We start from the raw sequence: 21,673 nt of genomic DNA, 5'->3' as shown, positions 1-21,673 counted from the left end.
AAGAGGTACAGATGGCGGAAAAGGGCTGGAAAGCCGACCTGTCGGCAGACACATCCCTGGCGGTGGGCATGAACACCCACTCAGGCGCACTGACGAACGAAACTGTCGACACCGCCCACAACCTCCCCCACACCCCAGTAGAAACCGCCCTGGCGTAACCCACCACTCACAAAAAGCGGCGAGGCCTCAAGCCTCGCCGCTTTTCTTATGCCACAAGTCTTTTTCGTTCCAACCCCACCCACCGCCCAACCGCCGCCGGAGGCACCGCGGGGGTCCGGGGGGCTCGGCCCCCCGGGTAATACGACGCCCCTTCCCGACGAAGCGCCGCCAGGCGCGAGTAGGGAAGGGCCAGAAGGGGCGACCCGCTCAACCAGCCTGGGGGTCACTGGGAGCGGGTCGCCGAGTACTAGCTTAAAGAACATTGGGCGGGAGCGCGCGTCCGGGGGTGGATTTCGCCGGGGTTCTTCCCCGCGACCAGGTGAACGTTCAACCTTTCACCTTTGCTGGCTGGAACAGGGTTTCCCTGCTCCATGCGGCTTCCGGGGTCCTTCGCGCTCCGCTGGCGTGCCGTTCGTCACCTCCGCCTCGGGCAGCGCCGGTTGTGCCCGTTTGGTCCGGGCCAGCGGCTCGCTCGGGAATAAATTGTCGGTGCCGCTCCCTAACCTTGTGATGTGACCACCACTGCGACGCCTGCGCGTCAAGACCGTCCGATTGCTGAGACGGCGCCCCCACCGGTCGGCTGGGTGCGCCGGTTGTCCGCTGCCTGCTGGGAGCACCGCGGCGTCGTCGTGCTCGCGATGACGGCGGCGATCTTGAGCGTCGGCGTGCAGGCGGCGAGTCCGTTGCTGGTGCGGTCCGCGGTGGACGACGCGGTGGCCGGGCACACGTCGCAGCTGGGCGGGCTCGCGGTGGGGCTGGTGGCGTTGCAGGTCGTCGCGTTCGGGTCGGCGTTCCTGCGGCGGTATGTCGGCGGGCGGCTGGCGCTGGACGTGCAGCACGATCTGCGGAACCGGGTGTTCGGCGCGGTGTCGCGGCTGGACGGCGGGAAGCAGGACGCGTTGCGCACCGGGCAGGTCGTGTCGCGGGCGATTTCGGATTTGCAGCTGGTCACCGGGCTGTTGATGCAGGTTCCGCTGTCGGCGGGGTCGGTGATTTTCGCCGTGCTGGCGCTGGGCGCGATGTTGTGGATGTCGCCGCTGCTCACGCTCATCGCGCTGGTGGTCGCGCCAGCGGTCGGGATTGTCGTGGCGCTGAGCAGGCGGCGATTGTTCCCGGCGACCTGGTCGGCGCAGCAGCGTGCGGCGGATGTCGCGCAGCACGTCGAGGAAACCGTCACCGGCGTGCGCGTGGTGAAGGGGTTCGGGCAGGAGGCGCGCGAGGTCGCCCGGCTAGAGCGCACGGCACGAAAGCTTTTCGCGGAACGGTTGCGCGCGGCGAAGCTGTCCGCGTTGCCGACAGCGACCACGTCGGCACTGCCTGCCGCGGGACAGGTCGCGGTGCTGGCGATTGGCGGCATGCTGGCGTTGAACGGGCAGATCAGCCTGGGCACGTTCCTCGCGTTCGCCACCTATCTCGCCGCGTTGATCGGCCCGGCGCGGTTCCTGTCCGGGCTGGTCGTGCAGGCGCAGCTCACGCGGGCTGGCGCGGAGCGGGTGTACGAGCTGATCGACGCGCAGCCGGAGGTCACCGACAGCCCCGACGCGCGGCCGCTGCCGCCCGGCACGCTGGGCGTGGAACTCGACGACGTGAAGTTCGGCTACACCCGCACCGACCCGGTGCTCGACGGGCTCACCCTGGAAGCGCGCCCCGGCGAAACACTCGCGCTGGTGGGCACGGCCGGGTCGGGCAAGTCCACGATTTCCATGCTGCTGCCCCGTTTTTACGACGTGCACTCGGGTTCGGTGCGAGTCGGCGGGCTGGACGTGCGCGACGTGCCGTTGAAGGACCTGCGGCAGGCGATCGGCGTGGTCTTCGAGGAAGCGTTCCTGTTCTCCACGTCGGTGCGCGACAACATCGCTTACGGCCGCCCGGACGCGAGCGACGAGGAGGTCTTCGCGGCCGCCCGCGCGGCGGAAGCGGACGAGTTCATCCGCGCGCTTCCGGAGGGATACGCCACCGAGGTCGGCGAGCGCGGGCTCACGCTGTCCGGCGGGCAGCGGCAACGGCTCGGCCTCGCCCGGGCCCTGCTCACCGACCCGCGCGTGCTGATCCTGGACGACGCGACGTCGGCGATCGACACCGTCACCGAAGCCGCGATCCACGACACGCTGCGCGCAGTCACCGCCGAGCGCACCACGCTGCTCATCGCGCACCGGCGCTCCACGCTGCAACTCGCGGACCGGATCGCGGTGATGGACCAAGGCCGAGTGGTCGACGTCGGCACCGAGGAGGAACTGCTGGCGCGGTGCGCGCTGTTCCGCGAACTGGTCGCCGGACCGGGCGACGACGTCGAGAAACCGCACCGCTGCGACAACCTCGAGCCCGGCGCGGACGGCACCACGGCAGTGCTGTGGCCGCGCGACGAACGCGACGAAGTCGACGCTCTCGCCGAGGCCGCGCAGTCCCGCGGCGGTGCGCCAGGCGGCGGGACCGGCTTCGCGGGCAGCGGCGGCGCGGACGTGCCGCCTACCCCAGAGCTGCTGGAAGGCGTCCGCCGGCTGCCCCCGGCCGCTGACCGCCCCCGACTGTCCGATGTGGACGTCACGGCCCCGGATCCCGGCTTCCGGCTGTCCCGGATCCTGCGTCCGGTGCGGTGGCCGCTCGCCGGAGTGGTCGGCCTGGTCGCGGCCGACGCACTGGCCTCGCTCGCGCTGCCCGCGCTGTACCAGCGCGGGGTCGACCACGGCGTGCTGCCCGGGGTGGCGAGCGTCGTGTGGCTGCTGGCCGGAATCGGCGCACTCGTGGTGGCGGCCGACTGGTTCGTAGTGCGCTGGCAGACGCGGCTCACCGCGCGCGTCGGCGAGACGGTGCTGTACTCGCTGCGGGTGCGCAGTTACGCACATCTGCAACGGCTCGGGCTGGACTACTACGAGCGCGAGTTGTCCGGGAAGATCATGACCCGGATGACGACGGACGTCGACGCGTTGTCCACGTTCCTGCAGACCGGCCTCGCCACCGCGGTGGTCAGCGCGCTCACCTTGGTGGGCATCACTGTCGCGCTGCTGGTCACCGATGCCGCACTGGCCGTGTACGCGCTAGCCATGCTGCCGATCCTGCTCGTAGCGACCTTTGTGTTCCGGCGGGTCGCTTCGCGCGCGTACAGCGAGGCGCGCGAGAAGGTGAGCGTCGTCAACGCGGACATGCAGGAGAACGTCAGCGGTCTGCGCGTCGCTCAGGCGTACACGCGCGAAGAACGTTCGGCGGAGGTGTTCGCGTCGCGAAGTGACGACTACCGGCGATCGCGGCTGCGCGCGCAGCGGTACATCGCGACATACTTCCCGCTTGTCTCCCTGATGTCGGATCTGGCGACCACGACGGTGCTGGTCGTCGGCGCACACCGCGTCGCCGGCGGCACTCTCGAAGCCGGTGTGCTGCTGGGATTCCTGTTGTACCTGCAGCAGTTCTTCTCGCCGATCCAGCAACTGTCCTCGGTCTTCGACGGCTACCAGCAGGCGCGCGTCGGCCTGAGCCGCATCGGCGATCTGCTGCGCACGCCAACGTCGGTGCCCGCGGCTGAGCGACCGGTCGAACTGCCCGCGCACCTGTCCGGCGAAGTGCGGTTCAAGGACGTCGATTTCGCTTACACCGGCACGGATAAGCCCGCATTGGAGAACCTGACGCTCGACGTCGCGGCAGGAGAAACCGTCGCGCTGGTCGGCGCGACCGGCGCGGGCAAATCCACCGCGGTGAAGCTCGTCGCGCGCTACTACGACGCCACCGGCGGCGCGGTGCTGATCGACGGGGTCGACGTCCGCGAGTACGACCTGCCCGCACTGCGCGCCCGGATGGGTGTGGTGCCGCAGGAAGCGCACCTATTCTCCGGCACCGTCGCCGACAATGTGCGCTACGGCCGCCCCGAAGCCACCGACGCGGAGGTCGAGGCCGCCGTACGCTCAGTCGGCGCGCTGGACGGCGTAGCCGCGTTGCCCGCCGGTTTCCGGCAACCAGTAGGCGAACGCGGCCGTTCCCTGTCCGCCGGGCAGCGGCAACTAGTCGCACTGGCCCGAGCCGAGTTGGTCGACCCGGACGTGCTGTTGCTGGACGAAGCCACCGCCGCCCTGGACCCGGCCACCGAAGCCACCGTCCTGCGCGCCACCGAACACCTCGCCCGCCGCCGCACCACCTTCGTAGTCGCCCACCGCCTGGCAACGGCCGCGAAAGCCGACCGGATCGTGGTGCTCGACCACGGCCGCATCGTCGAACAGGGCACGCACACCGAACTGGTCGCAGCGGAGGGCCACTACGCGAGGCTGTGGGCACTGGGATGACCGCGACCGCCTAGGCCCCGGCACACCACGCGAGCACCGGCGCTCGCGTGGTGCCCACCCACAGCCGCATCGCTGAACAACACACCGAACCAGCCACGACCGACAGGCACCACGCACAACCCTGCACGCTGCATAACTGACGAGATCTCGCGGCGACAGAGCGCAACGCCAAACACCACGCACACCGAACCGGCCCCGGCGACTGGCACCACGTGCGGCTGTGCGCTGGGATGAGCCGGGAGATCTCGCGGCGACAGATCACATTGCCGAAGAACCACGCCACCGCCAAACTCCCGACACACCCGCGCGAGCACCACTACCCACCAGACACTCGCGCGGTGCCCACCCACAACCGCATCGCCGAACAACACAGCGAACCAGCCGCAACCAACGCGCGCTACCCGCTACAACCGAACGCTGAAGCGACTCAAGAAATCTTCCGCCGATAAATCACATTGGCGAAGAAATACGCCACCACCAAAATCCCCACACACCAAGCGATCGCAGTCCAGACACCGCTCCCCACCGGACGCTCCGCGAACAAATCCCGGATCGTGTTGACGATCGACGTCACCGGCTGGTGTTCGGCAAAAGCGCGCACCGGCCCCGGCATCGTGCCGGTGGGCACGAAGGCCGAGCTGACGAACGGCAGGAAGATGAGCGGGTACGAGAACGCGCTCGCGCCGTCCGCGGATTTGGCGGTCAGTCCGGGGATCACCGCGATCCAGGTCAGCGCCAGGGTGAACAGGACGACAATGCCGAGCACCGCGAGCCACGCCAGCGGTCCCGCGCTGGTGCGGAAACCCATCGCGAACGCGACGAGCACCACGACCGCGACCGAGATCAGGTTCGCGATCAGCGAGGTGAGCACGTGCGCCCACAGCACCGCCGAGCGCGCGATCGGCATGGACTGGAAGCGTTCGAAGATGCCGCCTTTCAGGTCCAGGAAGAGCCGGAACGCGGTGTAGGCGATCCCGGACGCGACGGTGATCAGAAGGATGCCGGGCAGCAGGTACGTCACATACGACTCGGAGCCGGAGTTGATCGCGCCGCCGAAGACGTACGTGAACAGCAGCAGCATGACGATCGGCGTGACCGTCGTGGTGATGATCGTGTCCATGCTGCGGGTGATGTGCCGCAGCGACCGTCCTAACAGGACCGAACTGTCGGCGACGAAGTGGTTGCTCATTGCCCGTCCCCCTTGCTTCCGGTGCCGACGAGGGAAAAGAACACGTCTTCCAGCGTCGGCTGCTTCTCGACGTACTCGACCTTGGCCGGCGGAAGAAGCTGCTTGAGTTCGTCCAGCGTGCCGTTCACGAGCACTCGCCCCTCGTGCAGGATCGCGATCCGGTCGGCGAGGTGTTCGGCCTCGTCCAGGTACTGCGTGGTGAGCAGCACCGTCGCCCCCTGCTCGGCGAGTTCCTCGACCGCCTTCCAGACGTCGTTGCGCGCCTGCGGATCGAGCCCGGTCGTCGGCTCGTCGAGGAAAATGACCTGCGGGTCCCCGATCAAGCTCATCGCGATGTCAAGACGGCGACGCATACCCCCGGAATACGTCGACACCTTCCGCGCCCCGGCGTCGGTCAAGGCGAACCGCTCAAGCAGCCCGTCCGCGATCGCGCCCGGGTTTTCGAGATGCCGCAGCTTGGCGACCAGCACCAGGTTTTCGCGCCCGGTAAGGATTTCGTCGACCGCCGCGAACTGCCCGGTGAGGCTGATCGACTCGCGCACGTCCGCCCCCTGGCTCGCCACCGCGAACCCGTTGACCTCCGCCTCCCCCGCGTCGGCCTTGAGCAGCGTCGACAAGATCCGCACCACCGTGGTCTTGCCCGCCCCGTTGGACCCGAGCAACGCGAAAATGCTGCCCCGCGCCACCTCGAAATCGACTCCGCGCAACACCTCCAGCTTCCCGTACGACTTTCGCAGCCCTCGCACCCGAATCGCCGCTGTCGTCATGCCGCACCGCCCACGGCGCGCTCGATGGATTCGGTCAGCCGGGTCCGTTCCCGGGAAATCCAGCTGCCCTCGGGATAACTGCGGAGAAACTCCTCCGCGAACTCGACCGGCTCGTCGCCGACGATGCCCCGGACGGTCGTCCCGTCCGCCACGCTCTGCTCGAACAGGTCGATGAGATCGTCCAGCATCCGCAGATGACCTGCCGACGTCCCCGGTCCGAGGTACTGCAGATACCGGTGCAGGGCCTTGATCGCCGCCCGGTAGTCCGGCGGCAGCTCCTCGACGCGCTCCTTGTACCGCCGGTACCGCTTCTTGTCCTCCAGCGGCCCGATGACCACCTCCAGATATTGCTGATACCTGCTCTTGGATTCATTCCCCATGATCGATTCCCTCCTTGCGCAGCTGTTCGAGCCGGTCCGAGAGAAAACGCCAGTTCCGCCAGAACTCGTCGAGATTCGCCCTCCCCAGGGCGTTCAACGAATAGACCTTGCGCGGCGGCCCTTTCTCGGACGGCACTTTCTCGACGTCGACGAGCCCGCGCTGCTCGATCCGCACGAGCAACGCGTAAACGGTGCCCTCGGCGAGATCGGTGAACCCCCGCTCGCGCAGCCAGGAGGTGATCTCGTACCCGTAGGCGGGCCGACCGGCGAGAATCGCGAGGACGATGCCCTCCAAGGTCCCCTTGAGCATCTCCGTCGCCTGCTTGCCCATCGAACGCCCTTTAGCTAGTCAGTAATGCTGAGTACCGGTAGATAGTAACACTGACTACCGGTGACAGGGAGAGGCATTTCGCGACCTCCGCGAGGAGGCAGGCCAAAGAGCCCGGGCGACGCGGCTACGTCCAGGCAGGATGAGACCGGCAGGTCAGGTTCGAGAGACCTCGCGCCGCGAGATCAGGGCAGTTCGCGCCACCGGAGGTCGCCCCACCCTGCCGAGGCGACGTCGGCAAGCTCGGCCCAGCGAGTCGTCCCGGGGCGAACGTGCGTGTCCGAGCCGATCGACCACTCCGGCGCTTCCGGCTCGACGTGCTCGAACTCCTCGATGCCGGACGGGGTTCGCCACACCGCGGTGCAGGAATCGCACATCAGCACGACTTCGCCGTGCTCGGTGACGAGCGGACGGATCAATCCCTGGTCCCAGAACGACGGGCATTCGACCAGCCACATCGCGTCATCACCGCCTCGCGCGTCGGAAACCGCTGCGCCCGGGGGAGGACGCAGCCTTTTCGACAGCACAACACCGCACAGTGAACGACCCGCTACGCAGATCCCAACTCGGCCGGAACAGGCGCGAACGACCGCACACCGCCCTATCCGGATGAACGACCCCGGCCCCTCGGACGCCCGGTCCGAGCCGCCACGACGGCCGACCGGACAGCACGGCACCGGCGGCCCGACCTCACCGCCAGCCCGCGTCACCGCCAGCCCAACCCGGCACCGGCGCACGAGCGCACCGGCGAGGACCGCCGCCAGCCGAGAGCCGCGGCGCGAACCAACCGCCCGGCGCACGTGGTCCGGACCAACAGAGCCACCCGCCACCGCCATCCGAGCGAGCCGCGACACAGGGCAGCCGCTGTGTCCGGGATCACCCCAAACCGGCCGAGGTGACGGCATTCGGCCCTTGCGACGCGTACGGTGGGCCCTGCTGTCTGTCAGGCTGGGCCTCTCAACCGATCCAGACAATGACCTGTCTCACGAGCGTCCAGGTGGCGTGTTTCGGGCCACCGGCAGGGGACTAGCCTGGCGGTCAGCAGATGCTTGTGATATCGGATCGAGAATGGATAGAGGCGAGAGCCAGCCGTGGCCAGCAGCAGTCCCGCATCGCAGTTCGGTGCCAATGAGTGGCTCGTCGAAGAAATGTACGAGCGGTTTCTCGCGGACCCCCAGTCGGTAGACGCCGCCTGGCACGATTTCTTCGCCGACTACAAGCCCACTCCAGGCGGCAACGGCACGCAAGCGGGAGGGAACGGAGAGGCCAAGGCGTCCGCACCGGCCCCCGCCGCCAAGCCCGCCCCGTCCGCGAAGTCCCCGGCGGCGCCGGCGGCCAAGGCACCCGCCGCCAAGGCTCCCGCGGCCAAGGCTCCGGCGGCGAAGGCCCCGGCAGCCAAGGCGGCCCCCGCCGCGGCCGCTCCGGCAGCCAAGTCCGCGCCGGAATCCAAGCAGTTGCGCGGCGCCGCGGCGGCGATCGCCAAGAACATGGACGCCTCGCTCACCGTGCCGACCGCGACCAGCGTGCGCGCGGTCCCGGCGAAGCTGATGGCGGACAACCGCATCGTCATCAACAACCACCTCAAGCGCACCCGCGGCGGCAAGATCTCCTTCACGCACCTCATCGGCTACGCCATGGTGCGGGCGCTGAAGGACTTCCCGAACATGAACCGGCACTACCAGGTGATCGACGGGAAGCCGTTCGCGATCACGCCGGAGCACGTGAACTTCGGTCTCGCGATCGACATGAAGGGCAAGGACGACTCCCGCACTCTCGTCGTGGCCTCCATCAAGGCCACCGAGAACATGACCTTCATGCAGTTCTGGCAGGCCTACGAGGAGATCGTCAAGAAGGCCCGCACGAACAAGCTCACCGCGGACGACTTCGCGGGCACCACCATCTCGCTCACCAACCCGGGCGGCATCGGCACGAACCACTCGGTGCCGCGGCTGCAGGCGGGCCAGGGCGCGATCATCGGCGTCGGCGCGATGCAGTACCCGGCCGCGTTCGAGGGCACCAGCGAGAAGACCCTGGTCGACCTCGCGGTCAGCAAGATCATGACGCTGACCTCGACCTATGACCACCGCATCATCCAGGGCGCGGAGTCCGGCGAGTTCCTGAAGCGCATCCACGCGCTGCTGCTCGGCGAGGACGGCTTCTACGACGACGTCTTCACCAGCCTGCGGCTGCCGTACGAGCCGATCCGCTGGGTCGCCGACATCCCGGACGGCCCGGTCGACAAGACCGCGCGCGTCATGGAGCTGATCGAGGCGTTCCGGATGCGCGGCCACCTGATGGCCGACACCGACCCGCTGAACTACCGCCAGCGCAGCCACCACGACCTGGACGTGCTCAGCCACGGCCTGACCCTGTGGGACCTGGACCGCGAGTTCGCCGTCGGCGACTTCTCCAGCCGCGAGCGGATGAAGCTGCGCGACATCCTCGGCGTGCTGCGCGACTCCTACTGCCGCACGGTCGGCGTGGAGTACACGCACATCCTCGACCCCGAGGAGCGCGGCTGGATCCAGGAGCGCGTCGAGGTCCGGCACAGCAAGCCGGAGCCGTCCGCGCAGAAGTACATCCTGTCGAAGCTCAACGCCGCCGAGGCGTTCGAGACCTTCCTGCAGACCAAGTACGTCGGCCAGAAGCGGTTCTCGCTGGAAGGCGGCGAGACCGCGATCCCGCTGCTGGACACCATCCTGGACAAGGCCGCCGAGCACGAACTCGACGAGGTCGTCATCGGCATGCCGCACCGCGGCAGGCTGAACGTGCTGGCGAACATCGTCGGCAAGCCGATCAGCCAGATCTTCCAGGAGTTCGAGGGCAATCTCGACCCGGGCCAGGCGCACGGCTCCGGCGACGTGAAGTACCACCTCGGGGCCGAGGGCAAGTACTTCCGGATGTTCGGCGACGGGGAGACCCGGGTGTCGCTGGCGTCCAACCCGTCGCACCTGGAGACCGTCGACCCGGTGCTCGAGGGCATCGTCCGCGCCAAGCAGGACGTCCTCGACAAGGGCGGCGAGGGCTACACCGTGCTGCCGGTCCTGATGCACGGCGACGCGGCCTTCGCGGGCCAGGGCGTCGTGGCCGAGACCCTGAACCTGGCGCTGCTGCGCGGCTACCGCACCGGCGGCACCGTGCACGTCGTCGTCAACAACCAGGTCGGCTTCACCACCGCGCCGGAGCACTCGCGGTCCAGCCAGTACGCCACCGACGTCGCGAAGATGATCGGCGCGCCGGTCTTCCACGTGAACGGCGACGACCCGGAGGCCGCGCACTGGGTCGCGAAGCTGGCGGTCGACTACCGCCAGGCGTTCCACAAGGACGTCGTGATCGACCTGGTCTGCTACCGCCGCCGCGGCCACAACGAGGGCGACGACCCCTCGATGACTCAGCCGGCGATGTACGACATCATCGATTCCAAGCGTTCGGTCCGGAAGACCTACACCGAATCGCTGATCGGCCGGGGCGACATCTCCGTCGAGGAGGCCGAGGCCGCGCTGCGCGACTTCTCCAGCCAGCTCGAGCACGTCTTCAACGAGGTCCGCGAACTCGAGCGGCACCCGGCGAAGGCGAGCCCGTCGGTCGAGGGCGAGCAGCAGATCCCGGCGAAGGTCACCACCGCCGTGTCGCGCGAGGTCGTCGAGCAGATCGGCGACGCGTTCGTCAACCTGCCCGAGGGCTTCACCCCGCACCCGCGGGTCAAGCCGGTCATGGAGCGCCGCCACAAGATGTCCCGCGAAGGCGGCATCGACTGGGCGTTCGGCGAACTGCTCGCGTTCGGCTCGCTGGCGATGGAAGGCCGTCTCGTGCGGCTGTCCGGCCAGGACTCCCGGCGCGGCACCTTCACCCAGCGGCACTCGGTGTTCATCGACCGCAAGAACGGCCAGGAGTACTCGCCGCTGCAGCACCTGGCCGACGGCCAGGGCCGCGTGATGATCTACGACTCGGCGCTGTCGGAGTACGCGGCCGTCGGCTTCGAGTACGGCTACTCGGTGGCGAACTCCGAGGCGCTGGTGATGTGGGAAGCGCAGTTCGGCGACTTCGTCAACGGCGCGCAGACCGTGATCGACGAGTACATCTCCTCCGGCGAGGCCAAGTGGGGCCAGCGCTCGGACGTCGTGCTGCTGCTGCCGCACGGCCACGAGGGCCAGGGCCCGGACCACACGTCCGGCCGGATCGAGCGGTTCATGGCGCTCTGCGCGGAGGCGTCGATGACCGTCGCGGTGCCCTCCACCCCGGCGAACTACTTCCACCTGCTGCGCCGGCACGCCCTCGACGGCATCCAGCGTCCGCTGATCGTCTTCACGCCGAAGTCGATGCTGCGCAACAAGGCGGCCACGTCGTCGGTCGAGGACGTCACCGGCCAGAGCCGGTTCATGTCGGTCATCGACGACACCACGCAGGACCCGGCGAAGGTCCGCAAGGTGCTGCTCACCTCGGGCAAGCTCTACTGGGAGCTGGTGGCCGAGCGCGAGAAGCGCGGTGCGGACGACGTCGCGATCGTGCGGATCGAGCAGTACTACCCGCTGCCGAAGAAGAAGCTGCTGGCGGCGGTGGAGCGCTACACGAACGCCCAGCAGATCGCGTGGGTCCAGGAAGAGCCGGAAAACCAGGGCGCGTGGCCGTTCTTCGGCCTCAACCTTCCGCGGAAGTTCCCGGAGTTCTTCGGCGGGCTCGACGTGGTGGCGCGGCGTCCGATGGCCGCCCCGTCGGCCGGTTCGTCCAAGGTGCACGAGGTCGAGCAGAAGGCGTTGATCGCCAAGGCGTTCGACTGATCGTTGTTCGTTCGGAGGCCGCCGCGGGATTCGTTTCCGCGGCGGCCTTCGTCGTCGTGAGTGGCGATCCCGGTTAGAACCGGCATCGCCACTCACGACCACCTACCCGGCCGCCTCCACGCGAAACACCGCGATCCTCCCCGCGGCCGCCGCGACCCCGTCCGGCGTCGGCGACTCCGCCAACCCCGTCGTGACGTAACGCTTCCCCACGCTCGCCGGCCCGGCCGCCACCACCTCCCGCAGCACCGGCCCGCGCTCCCCGACCGGCAGTTCCACGAACCGCACCCGGCGCGACCGTCGACCGCGCGACAGCGTCCCCGCCTCGGCCGCGCGCACGTTCGCCACCCACGCCGCCTTCGGGAACGCCTGGATCAAGTACTGCTCGCCCTGGACTTTCAGTACCGCCAACGGAAACGTCCGCGGCTCGCCGCTGCGCCGTCCGGAGACGGTGAGCAGCTCCATCGGCCCGAACGCGAGCCCCGCGCGCTGCAGAGCGGTGATGAACCGATTGATCGTGTTGACCTTGCGCCGGTATCCGGCTGCCTTGGTGTCCATGATTCCGAGCGTACGCCATCTTGTATGAGTTTCATACTTTCTGGTATCCATAGATATACCTTCCGGGTATGCCCGGGGTGCCGGAACGGCAGTGGCGGCGCCCCGGGCGGACCAAGTTGACTGGTTCACAAACACCCGAGGAGGGCTGGAGTGCACTACGACGTCGTCGTAGTCGGAGGCGGTGCTGGGGGTATCGCCTCCGCGGCAGGGGCGGCGCGGACCGGGGCACGGGTGCTGCTGGTCGAGCAGTACCCGTACCTGGGCGGCGCGGCGACGATCAGTTCCGTGCTGACCCTGTGCGGTTTCTTCGACCAGACCGGCGAACAGGTCGTCGCGGGCGTCGGCGAGGAGGTGCTGCAGCGGCTGCGCCAACGCGGCGCCTACGAAGAGAAGACGATGGGCTGGACCGGCAACAAGATCGTCCTGCTCGACCTGGAAACCACCAAACTGGTCTACGACGAGCTGGCCGCGGCCGCGGGTGTGGACGTCCTGCTGCACACCAAGCTGATCGGCGCGAAGCGAACGCACGGGGTCGTCACCAAGGTCGAACTGCACCACCGCGGCGGCCTGGAACGAGTCACCGCCGGTGCGTTCGTCGACGGCAGCGGCGACGGTGCCCTCCTGGCCGCCGCTGGAGCCGCCGTCCGCGTCGCGCCGCTGAACGACCGGCAAACCAGCACGCTCGTCTGCCGTTTCTCCGGCGTCCCCGAAGACGCCGACCTTTCGCGGGAGGGCCTGCGCGCCGCCGTCGCCGCGTACCAACGGGAAACCGGCGTCCAGCTGGCTCGCGACTACGGCATCGCCGTGCACCTTCCCTTGACCCGCAACGTAATCGCGCTCCTGGCAGACGAACAAACCGACGTCCTGGACGCCGCCGCGCTAAGCCGCGACGAAGCCAACGCGCGCCGCCAGGCGTGGCAATACCTGGACGCACTGCGCAAACACCTTCGCGGCTGGTCCTCCGCGCGGCTCGAAGAAACCGGCCCGCAGATAGGCATCCGCGAAGGACGGCACCTGATCGGGCGCGAACAACTCACCGGCCGCGACGTCCTGACCGCCCGCAAACGCCCCGACGCGTCGATCGGCCGCTGCGGCTGGCCGATCGAAGACCACGCGGGCCCGGGCGTCACCCGCTACGAACCGATCGCCGGCCGAGGCTGGTACGACCTCCCCTACGGCACGATCTGCTCCGCCGACACCGCGAACCTCTGGGCAGTCGGCCGCCTGACCAGCTCCGACGACGACGCGTACGCCTCAGTCCGAGTCATGGGCACCGCCTTCGCGACGGGCCACGCCGCAGGAATCGCCGCCGCCCAGTACGTCGACGGCCGAGCCCACGACGTCCGCGCGATCCGCGCCGAGCTGCACCGGCAGGACGCCTTGGCTTGACCCGCCGCGCCGGTGACGGGAACCTTCCCTGATCATCCGCCTCAGGCCGAAGGAGCCCCCATGCCGAGCCGCTATCGCTGGGTCGTCCTTCTGCTCTGCTGGGCAGTGTTCACGATGACCTCGGTAGACCGGTCGACCTGGGGACCGGCGTCGTCGGCGGTCAGCGATTCGCTCGGCGTGCCGCTGGCCGCGCTCGGGATCTTCGCCACCTGCTACTACATCGGCTACGTCATCTCCAACACCGCGGGCGGGTTCCTGTCCGACTGGCTGGGCAGCCGCGCGATCCTCGGCATTAGCTCGCTCGTCGCGGGCGTGCTGATGGTCGGGTTCGGCTCAACCACGTCCATCGCCTGGGGCCTGGTCCTGCAAGCCCTGCTCGGCCTGTTCGCCGGAGTAGACTTCTCCGCCGGGCTCAAGCTGATCACCACCTGGTTCCGCCCGGAAGAACACGGCTTGGCGAGCGGCATCTTCATGACCGCGACCTCGCTAGGCACCGTCGTAGCCAACGCCGTCGTCCCGACCCTGGTGAAGAACAGCGGCTGGCCGGTGTCGTACCACCTTTTCGGCGGAGTCACCGTCGTGCTAGGCCTGCTGTGCCTGGTTTTTATCCGCAACGGCACCGTCTCCGCTTCCACCCGCCGCGGTTTGCCAAACCCCCGCCCACTCTTCCGCAACCGCGACCTGCTGCTGCTCGGTCTCGCCGGTTTCGGCGGCCTATGGGGCACCTACGGTTTCGTCACGTGGTCCAACACCCTGATGATCCGCGGCGAACACATCGACCCCGTACGTGCTGGCGTAGTCGTGGTCATCTTCTCCGGCACAGCGGTCGTGATCAAGCCGTTGATCGGGTGGCTCACCGACAAAGTCGGCCTGGGCAGGCGAATCCCCATCATCGCCGTCCTGATCCTCTTCGGCGCGGCCCTGTTGGTCTTCGGCTCCCTGAGCAGCTACAGCGCTTTCCTAGTGGCAGCCCCGATTCTCGGCATCGGCGCGTACGCCTACAGCCCGCTGACCGCCGCCATGATCCCCGCCCTGACCGGCGCAGGCCTAGCCGGTTCCGCCGCTGGTGCGGTGAATGCCTTTTGGCAACTGGGCAGCGTAATCGTGCCCGCAGTGGTCGGCCCAGTCTTCCACGCGACCGGCTCGTTCTACTCCGCGTTCCTCACTCTGGCCGCTGGACCGCTTGTGGGAGCAGTGGTCCTCCTCTTCATGCGAGACGACCGCCCGGCGCGGGTTGCTCCGCAGGCGGCGACGGCCTGATTCAGCCCTCGCCGACCACCAGGTTAACCGGACTGAAAAGCCGTCCGCGTATGCCACTTGCCTCCGCTCTAATGCGGCCCGGAAAAATCAATCTCCGTACAAGGCACCACTCAGGGAGACTGGGCGCATGCAGATCCGCCAGTCGACCACCGACGACGCACCCGCGATCCACGCCGTGCACACCGCCGCGTTCCGTATCCACAACAAGGACGTCACCGGTGAAATGCCAGAAGCCAAGCTAGTAACCGAACTCACCGCGGACGGTGATCTGCTCCCCGCACTCTCGTTAGTCGCCCTCCTCGACGGCGAAGTGATCGGCCACGCCTGCTCCAGCCCAGGCCACCTCGGCGAAGACCCAGAATCCGCCATCGGCTTCGGCCCGCTAGGCGTCCTCCCCGAGCACCAACGCAGCGGGGCAGGCTCCGCCTTGGTCCACGCGACGATCGGCGCCGCCAACGCTCTTGGTTACAGCCTGGTCGTTCTGCTAGGCGACCCCGGCTATTACTCCCGCTTCGGCTTCGTCTTGGCCGAAACGCTCGGCATCACACCGCCGGTGCCGGAATGGGCGCCGCACTTCCAGGCCCGCCAGCTCACGGCGTACAAGCCAGCTAACCGAGGCGCGTTCCGTTACGCTGCGGCCTTCGACCGGCTGTGAGCCTTCTGGAGAAGGAACTCTGCGGTCTCTTGCTCGCTCAACGCCAGCTTGCGCCGTGACGCGACGACGGACCGGTGTCTGCCGTGTCTCCGGCCGCAACTTGAAGCTGTTTCTGACCGACAGTCACGTTCGCCATCTCGACCAGCAAATCGTCCAGCTCAAGACCGTCTCGGTCGTCTGACCCGCAAGGAGCGCCACAGTGTCCGAGGAACCCGGCCGCATCTTCCGCGACGCCTGGATCGCTGGCGTCAAACGGCATTTCCCCGGCGAACCCAAGCCCGGGTACATCACGCCGTGGGAAGAAACGCCGGACTGGGAGCGGGCCAGTGCCGCCGCGGTTTACGCCCAGGTTCGGCAGTTCGTCGAGATTTCCGGTGGCAGCACGGCGAAACTGAGCCGGGCGCAGAAGAGCCGCTTCGTGGCGTTGTGCTGGATCGCGCAGATTTACCAGCACATCCCGGACCCGAAGCCAGCGTATGTCGCGGACTGGGATCAGCTCCCGCCGTGGCAGCAGGAGACCGACGCGGACATCTTCGAAGCTATCGAGAAGGCGATCAGCTATGACAGAGGATGAATACGTCGAAGACGAACGCCGCCACTTCGCCTGGATCATGCAGCACCACAGCGAAATAACCCCCGCCGAAGCCGAAGCAGCAACCCTAGAGCGATACCCCGCCCTCGGCTAAGCCTTCAAACCGTTCCGCTGCAAGAACTCCTCAGCGATATCCTTGGCATTCCGCTTCTCGTCCGTGTACTGCACGTTCAACTCAGTCAGCTGCTCAGTAGTCAACGCCGCCGACACCTGGTTCAACGCAGCCGTTTCAGCATCATTCAACGTGCCCCGCGACACCAACGGCACGATGTTCTGCGCCGGGAACATGTGCTTGTCATCCTCCAACGGCACAAACCCGTTAGAAGCAATAGTCGCCGACGTGCTGAACAGGTCCGCCACCTGCACATCACCAGACTTCAAAGCCGCCACCGTCACCGGGCCGCCGGTGTCCGTCGTGCGGATTTCCTTGAACTCGCATCCGTACAGTTGCTTGATCCGGTCCTTCCACCGGCTGCTCCACTGCCCCGGCCCGCCCATCACCAGGTCCTTGCAGCGCGGTCCGAGATCGGAGAAGGTCTTCACCCCGGCGGCCGCGAGTTCCTTGCCCACCACCAGCAAATCCTTGTCCTGCGCGGGCGACTGGTCGAGAACCTCGAAACCACCGGGGATTTTCTGCTTGAGCTGTGCGTAAACATCTTCCGAAGTGGTCGCCGGGGTGTTCTTGTCGAAGTATCGCAGCAAGTTCCCGGAGTAATCCGGCACCACCGACAAAGACTTGTCCTGCAACGCTTTCACCACGACCTCGCGGCTGCCGACCGGCGGGCGCACCGTCACGTTGTGCGCGCCGACATTCCGCAGCGCCCCGGCGTAAATCTGGGCCAGCAAAGAGCTTTCCCCGACATCGGACGCGCCGATAATGATGTCGCCGGTATTCCCGCCCTCGCCACCGCCGGACAACGGGTTTCCGCACGCCGATGCCAGCAACGCCAGTCCGGCCACCAGGATCCCCCACCGTTTCACGCCGCACCTCCCGCAGCCACTGCCCGGCCGGACGCTGCCTGCGCCGCCAGCCGGACTCCCTTGGGCACCAGCGCGCGCTGCGCCGCGGCCAGCAGCAGGTCGACCACGATCGCCAGCAGCGCCGTGAGAATCGCGCCCGCGACGACCTCGGTGTAGTCCAAAATGGCCAGTCCGTCGAGCAGGAATCGGCCTAGGCCGCCGAGACCGACGTACGCGGCCACGGCGGCGGTCGCGATCAGCTGCAGCACTGCGTTGCGGATTCCGCCCAGTACCAAGGGAAGCGCGATCGGCACCTCCACCTGCCACAGTCGTTGCCAGCCGGTCATCCCGATGCCTTGCGCGGCGTCGACGACATCATGTTCGGCCGCTTGCAGACCGGCGTACGTACCAGCCAGGACCGGCGGGATCGCCAAAACCACCAGGCCGATGATCGTCGCCGTAGTGCTTTCGGTGAAGAGCAGGAACAGGAACGTCACGAGACCGAGCGTCGGCAGTGCGCGGATCGCGTTGCCGACGCCGACCAGCACGACGCCGCCGCGGCCGGTGTGGCCTACGAACAGTCCGATCGGGATCGCGATCACCAGCGCGATGACGAGCGCCAGCGCGATGTAACCGACGTGTTCGGCGAGGCGGGCGAGGATGCCGCCCGGGCCCTGCCAGTTCGCTGCGGTGGTGAACCAGGTGAAGACGTCGCCGATCATCCGGCCACCTCCGCGGCCGGCGCGCGACCTGCTCTCTCCCAAGGCGTCAACAGATTGCGCAGCAACACCAGCAGCAGATCGACGATCAGCGCGAGCAGCATCGTCAGCACGATCCCGACCACGATCGGCGAGAAGTATTCCCGCTGGAATCCGTCGGTGAACAGCACTCCGAGAGCCCCGGTGCCGATCAGCGCGCCGACGCTGACCAAACTGATGTTGCTCACCGACGCCACCCGAACTCCAGCCGCGAGAACCGGGACCGCGAGCGGCAGTTCGACGCTGAAGAACCGGCGCGGCCCGCGATATCCGATCGCCGTGGCCGCCGCGACGATGTGCGGCGGCACGGCTTCCAGCGCGTCGAGCACCGGACGCACCAGCAGCGCGGTGGTGTAGATGGTCAGCGCGACGATCACGTTGACGCTGTCGAGAATCTTCGTCCCGATGATGCCGGGAATCACCACGAACAGCGCCAGCGACGGAATCGTGTAGAGCAGATTTCCGACTACCAGCAGCACGCTGCGCGCGGGCCGCCAGCGATGTCCGAGCCAGCCGAGCAGGATCGCCAGCACGATGCCCGCGATCAGCGGCACCAGCGCGAGATAGATGTTCTCGAGCAGGTTGGCGAGGATTTCGCCGCGGTTGTTGGAACTCGACAGGTACCGGCCGAGTTCGCCGAAGAAGTCGCCCATCAGGACGCCTGCGGGGAGGCCTCGATTACATCCAAGACCTGGTGCGCGACCACCGTCCCGAGCACGCGGTTCTCCTCGTCCACGACGACGCCGAGGCTAGCCGGCGAAGACAGAGCCGCGTCGAGCGCCCCGCGGATCGGCGTGCCCTGCACGTACAGCGATCCGCCTGCCACGAGGTCGGTTTCGGCCAGCGGACCATCCACAGTGGAGCCAGGCGGCAGCCACCCGCGCGGCTGCTTCTCGTCGTTCACCGCGAGCAGCCAGCCCTGCGACGGACCGTCGACCTTGCTGCCGAGTTCGATCGTGCGAGCAGGCGACACCTCGACGCCGCTCGCCGGGAGGAACGAGAGCCCGCGATACCCGCGGTCGCGGCCGACGAACGACGCGACGAAGTCGTCCACCGGATGCCGCAGCACCTCGGCAGGCGTGCCGTACTGCGCGAGCTTCCCACCGACGCGCATCACCGCGACCTTGTCGCCGAGCCGCACCGCCTCGTCGATGTCGTGTGTGACGAACACGATTGTCTTGCCCAGCTGGGATTGCAGCCGCAGCAGCTCGTCCTGCAGTCCTTCCCGGACCACCGGGTCGACCGCGGAGAACGGCTCGTCCATCAGCAGCACCGGCGAATCGGCGGCGAGCGCCCGAGCCACGCCGACGCGCTGCTGCTGTCCGCCGGACAGTTGCGCCGGGTACCGCTTCCCGAGTTCCGCCGGGAGGCCGACCGTCTCAAGCAACTCGGCCGCACGGGCGCGCGCTTTGCGTTTGTCCCATCCGGACAGCAGCGGCACCGTGGCGACGTTGTCGAGCACTGTCCGGTGTGGAAAGAGACCGGCGTGCTGGATCACGTATCCGATGCCGCGCCGCAGCACCGCCGGGTCGCCCTCGCTGACGTCCTTGCCGTCCAGCAGAACCGAACCCGAGGTCGGCTCGACCATCCGGTTGATCATCCGCAGCGAGGTCGTCTTGCCGCAGCCGGACGGGCCGACGAACACCGTGATCGTGCCGTCTTCGACGGTGAGCGAGAGGCCGTCGACCGCGACTGTGCCGTCCGGATAGCGTTTGACGACGTCTCGGAATTCGATGGTCACAGACTTCTCCCCACGTGCGGTGCAGAGTCCGACGGTAGCCCACTCGCGCGGCCTTGGCAGCCCGTCCCGGACGGTGGCCTACTACGCTCGGACCCCGTGACCGCCCTAGACGACGTCCTCGCCGCACACGGCGCCGCCGTCCGCCCGCTCTACGAAGTGCTCGGCCTGCTGCGCAGCGGCTCGTATGAACTGGCCGACCTAGTGCGACTCACCGCCGCCCCGCGCCGAAGCGTCGAAGATCTCCTCGCGGCCCTGGAACCGGACCTGGAACGCTCCCCCGCCGGCGTCCGAATCGCCCCGCAATCGCGCGCCACCTACGCGGTTTACTCCCTTCCGCCCCTGCCCGATCCCCTCGACGCAGCAGTCGCAGACCAACCCGCCCTGCTCACCATGCTGGCCGAACGCATCGCCGCAGTCCCGCCGCCGCTGGCCGCGCTGGACCACGTGCAAGCGACCCCGGAGACGGTGCTGCGCCGCGCATTGTGGCTGAACTCTCGCTACGACCTCCGCCGCAGCAACGTGCTCTTCCTGGGAGACCACGACCTGACCTCGCTGGCCGTGCGCGCCGTGTGCCCGGAAGCCAAACTGTCCGTAGTGGACCTCGACGAACGCGTTCTGTCCTACCTGGACGCAACCGGCGAACGCGGCATCTTCACCGCACACGCAGACCTGCGCGTCGGCCTGCCCCCCGCCCTGACCGGCAAGGCAGACCTGGTGTTCAGCGACCCGCCCTACACGCCGGAAGGCATGGGCCTCTTCGCCGCACGCGCCGTGCAGGCACTTCGAGAACCCACCGAAGGCCGCATCCTGCTGGCCTACGGCTACAGCCCGCGCCACCCCGCTCTAGGCGCACAGGTACAGCGCTCGCTCGCGACGCTGGGCCTGACCTTCGAAGCGATCCTCCCCGACTTCAACCGCTACACCGGCGCACAAGCAATCGGCAGCGCAGCGGACCTGTACGTCTGCCAGCCGACCGCGAAGGCCAAGAAGTCGTTCGCCCGCAAGGGAAGCTCGGCGATCTACACCCACGGCCCCCAGTCAGTAGAATCGGCCGGAACGAAACCGGGCCTGCTGGCCGCCGCCCGGGAAATCGCCTCCGAAGGCGGCCTGGCGCTGGAAACCCGCCCAGTCGGCTGGGCCACGTCCGGCCCCGAAGGCGACGCCGTAGCCATGGACCTCTCCGCAGACCCCGGCCCGTGGCTCCTGCGCACCCTGCTGGGCACGAACGCCCGCCGCCTGGCGCTGCTCGTCCCGAACAACCACCCCGACCTCGCAGACGCGTCCGCACAAGCGGCCCTGACCGCGCTGGTGGCGGACAAATACCGCCTGCGCCTGCTCCGCAGCACTCCCGACAACCGCCACGCCATCGTCGCCGCAGACGTAGTGGACCACCCGTCCGACCTGCTAACGCGCGCCCACGCGAGGCTGGCGAACGCCGCACTGAACGTCCCCGAGGACTTGGCGGACCTACGCCTGGTGGACGTGCCCCGACACCGCCTGGCAGAACTGCTCCCCGGCTGATTCTTCGCGCGCGTCGCTGAGCGGCCAGGTTGCACTCTCCGCCCCTGACCAGCGCGATCATTTCTCGCCTAGCCGACCCGGCTCCGACGCAACCACTGCTCGCCGCCAACACGGACGTGAGGGGAACCCTGACGGACTCTGAGTCCCTCAGGGTTCCCCTCACGGACTTCCGCCGCCCGTGAAGGACTCCTTAAGGGACTTAGATTCCCTCAAGGGGCCCTTCACGGACCACCCCGCCACGCCGCCGCCGCCGCTGAGATGCACCCAATGCGGCGTTCGGTGCGTCAAATGCACCCAATCCCACATTGGGGCGCTAGCCCCACCCACCCACCAAACCGCAGCAAGCGCACCCAACGAACGAGGCACCCACACC

18 protein-coding genes are annotated in these 21,673 nt (G+C 68.0%); 8 read left to right on the top strand and 10 right to left on the bottom strand.

The genetic code is table 11. From position 1 onward, the window contains the following. Positions 1-671: 671 nt before the first annotated feature. Positions 672-4,427 carry an ABC transporter ATP-binding protein gene (locus tag D0D37_RS40455; RefSeq protein WP_116205861.1) on the top strand — a complete coding sequence of 1,252 codons (3,756 nt, stop codon included), beginning with the start codon at positions 672-674 and terminating at the stop codon, positions 4,425-4,427. Positions 4,428-4,854: 427 nt separating this feature from the next. Here D0D37_RS40455 and D0D37_RS40450 read toward each other — a convergent pair whose 3' ends face one another. The 5 genes from D0D37_RS40450 to D0D37_RS40430 all read right to left on the bottom strand — a co-directional run bounded on the left by D0D37_RS40450 (position 4,855) and on the right by D0D37_RS40430 (position 7,549). Next, complete coding sequence (locus D0D37_RS40450) at positions 4,855-5,616, bottom strand: ABC transporter permease (protein WP_116205860.1); 762 nt, start codon at positions 5,614-5,616, stop codon at positions 4,855-4,857. Further along, positions 5,613-6,383 (bottom strand): ABC transporter ATP-binding protein, encoded by a 771-nt coding sequence (locus D0D37_RS40445; RefSeq protein WP_116205859.1) that lies wholly within the window; start codon positions 6,381-6,383, stop codon positions 5,613-5,615. The genes D0D37_RS40450 and D0D37_RS40445 overlap by 4 nt, the downstream gene beginning before the upstream one ends. Beyond that, positions 6,380-6,763 carry a DUF1048 domain-containing protein gene (locus tag D0D37_RS40440; protein WP_116205858.1) on the bottom strand — a complete coding sequence of 128 codons (384 nt, stop codon included), beginning with the start codon at positions 6,761-6,763 and terminating at the stop codon, positions 6,380-6,382. The genes D0D37_RS40445 and D0D37_RS40440 overlap by 4 nt, the downstream gene beginning before the upstream one ends. Further along, positions 6,753-7,094 (bottom strand): PadR family transcriptional regulator, encoded by a 342-nt coding sequence (locus D0D37_RS40435; RefSeq protein ID WP_116205857.1) that lies wholly within the window; start codon positions 7,092-7,094, stop codon positions 6,753-6,755. The genes D0D37_RS40440 and D0D37_RS40435 overlap by 11 nt, the downstream gene beginning before the upstream one ends. A gap of 182 nt (positions 7,095-7,276) precedes the next feature. Beyond that, entirely contained in the window at positions 7,277-7,549 is a 273-nt protein-coding gene (locus D0D37_RS40430; RefSeq protein WP_116205856.1) for a hypothetical protein, read from the bottom strand. 633 nt (positions 7,550-8,182) lie between these two features. Here D0D37_RS40430 and D0D37_RS40425 point away from each other — a divergent pair. Then, on the top strand, positions 8,183-11,869 hold the full coding sequence (locus tag D0D37_RS40425) for a multifunctional oxoglutarate decarboxylase/oxoglutarate dehydrogenase thiamine pyrophosphate-binding subunit/dihydrolipoyllysine-residue succinyltransferase subunit (protein ID WP_116205855.1): 3,687 nt from the start codon (positions 8,183-8,185) through the stop codon (positions 11,867-11,869). Between the two features lie 102 nt (positions 11,870-11,971). Here D0D37_RS40425 and D0D37_RS40420 read toward each other — a convergent pair whose 3' ends face one another. Further along, positions 11,972-12,424 (bottom strand): nitroreductase family deazaflavin-dependent oxidoreductase, encoded by a 453-nt coding sequence (locus D0D37_RS40420; RefSeq protein ID WP_116205854.1) that lies wholly within the window; start codon positions 12,422-12,424, stop codon positions 11,972-11,974. A 150-nt stretch (positions 12,425-12,574) separates the two neighbouring features. Here D0D37_RS40420 and D0D37_RS40415 point away from each other — a divergent pair, with 150 nt between their 5' ends. The 5 genes from D0D37_RS40415 to D0D37_RS48565 all read left to right on the top strand — a co-directional run bounded on the left by D0D37_RS40415 (position 12,575) and on the right by D0D37_RS48565 (position 16,414). Continuing rightward, positions 12,575-13,813: an FAD-dependent oxidoreductase gene (locus tag D0D37_RS40415; protein ID WP_208720470.1), complete on the top strand. Its 1,239-nt coding sequence runs from the start codon at positions 12,575-12,577 to the stop codon at positions 13,811-13,813. Positions 13,814-13,873: 60 nt separating this feature from the next. Beyond that, entirely contained in the window at positions 13,874-15,073 is a 1,200-nt protein-coding gene (locus tag D0D37_RS40410; RefSeq protein WP_116205852.1) for an MFS transporter, read from the top strand. A 127-nt stretch (positions 15,074-15,200) separates the two neighbouring features. After that, positions 15,201-15,728 carry a GNAT family N-acetyltransferase gene (locus tag D0D37_RS40405; RefSeq protein WP_116205851.1) on the top strand — a complete coding sequence of 176 codons (528 nt, stop codon included), beginning with the start codon at positions 15,201-15,203 and terminating at the stop codon, positions 15,726-15,728. 199 nt (positions 15,729-15,927) lie between these two features. Beyond that, a complete protein-coding gene (locus D0D37_RS40400; RefSeq protein WP_116205850.1) occupies positions 15,928-16,302 on the top strand; it encodes a hypothetical protein in 375 nt (124 codons plus the stop codon). Continuing rightward, positions 16,289-16,414, top strand: a complete 126-nt coding sequence (locus tag D0D37_RS48565; protein ID WP_279630359.1) for a hypothetical protein — start codon at positions 16,289-16,291, stop codon at positions 16,412-16,414. Before D0D37_RS40400 ends, D0D37_RS48565 begins: the two co-directional genes overlap by 14 nt. Here D0D37_RS48565 and D0D37_RS40395 read toward each other — a convergent pair. The 4 genes from D0D37_RS40395 to D0D37_RS40380 are packed head-to-tail and all read right to left on the bottom strand — an operon-like array spanning position 16,411 to position 19,779. After that, positions 16,411-17,301: an ABC transporter substrate-binding protein gene (locus tag D0D37_RS40395; RefSeq protein ID WP_116205849.1), complete on the bottom strand. Its 891-nt coding sequence runs from the start codon at positions 17,299-17,301 to the stop codon at positions 16,411-16,413. The genes D0D37_RS48565 and D0D37_RS40395 overlap by 4 nt on opposite strands. Beyond that, positions 17,298-18,002: an ABC transporter permease gene (locus D0D37_RS40390; RefSeq protein ID WP_116205848.1), complete on the bottom strand. Its 705-nt coding sequence runs from the start codon at positions 18,000-18,002 to the stop codon at positions 17,298-17,300. Before D0D37_RS40390 ends, D0D37_RS40395 begins: the two co-directional genes overlap by 4 nt. Then, on the bottom strand, positions 17,999-18,691 hold the full coding sequence (locus D0D37_RS40385; RefSeq protein ID WP_116205847.1) for an ABC transporter permease: 693 nt from the start codon (positions 18,689-18,691) through the stop codon (positions 17,999-18,001). Before D0D37_RS40385 ends, D0D37_RS40390 begins: the two co-directional genes overlap by 4 nt. After that, the gene (locus D0D37_RS40380) at positions 18,691-19,779 is read right to left on the bottom strand and encodes an ABC transporter ATP-binding protein (RefSeq protein WP_116205846.1); all 1,089 of its coding nucleotides are present in this window, start codon (positions 19,777-19,779) and stop codon (positions 18,691-18,693) included. The genes D0D37_RS40385 and D0D37_RS40380 overlap by 1 nt, the downstream gene beginning before the upstream one ends. A gap of 96 nt (positions 19,780-19,875) precedes the next feature. On the opposite strand from D0D37_RS40380, the gene D0D37_RS40375 reads away from it, so the two are divergent. Next, complete coding sequence (locus tag D0D37_RS40375; RefSeq protein WP_116205845.1) at positions 19,876-21,300, top strand: bis-aminopropyl spermidine synthase family protein; 1,425 nt, start codon at positions 19,876-19,878, stop codon at positions 21,298-21,300. Positions 21,301-21,673: the final 373 nt, after the last annotated feature.

The organism is Amycolatopsis circi (assembly GCF_003385235.1).
In the GTDB taxonomy this organism is placed as follows: domain Bacteria; phylum Actinomycetota; class Actinomycetes; order Mycobacteriales; family Pseudonocardiaceae; genus Amycolatopsis; species Amycolatopsis circi.
Note: the sequence above shows the minus strand (reverse complement) of the source record. Positions and strands in the feature narration are given on the sequence as shown.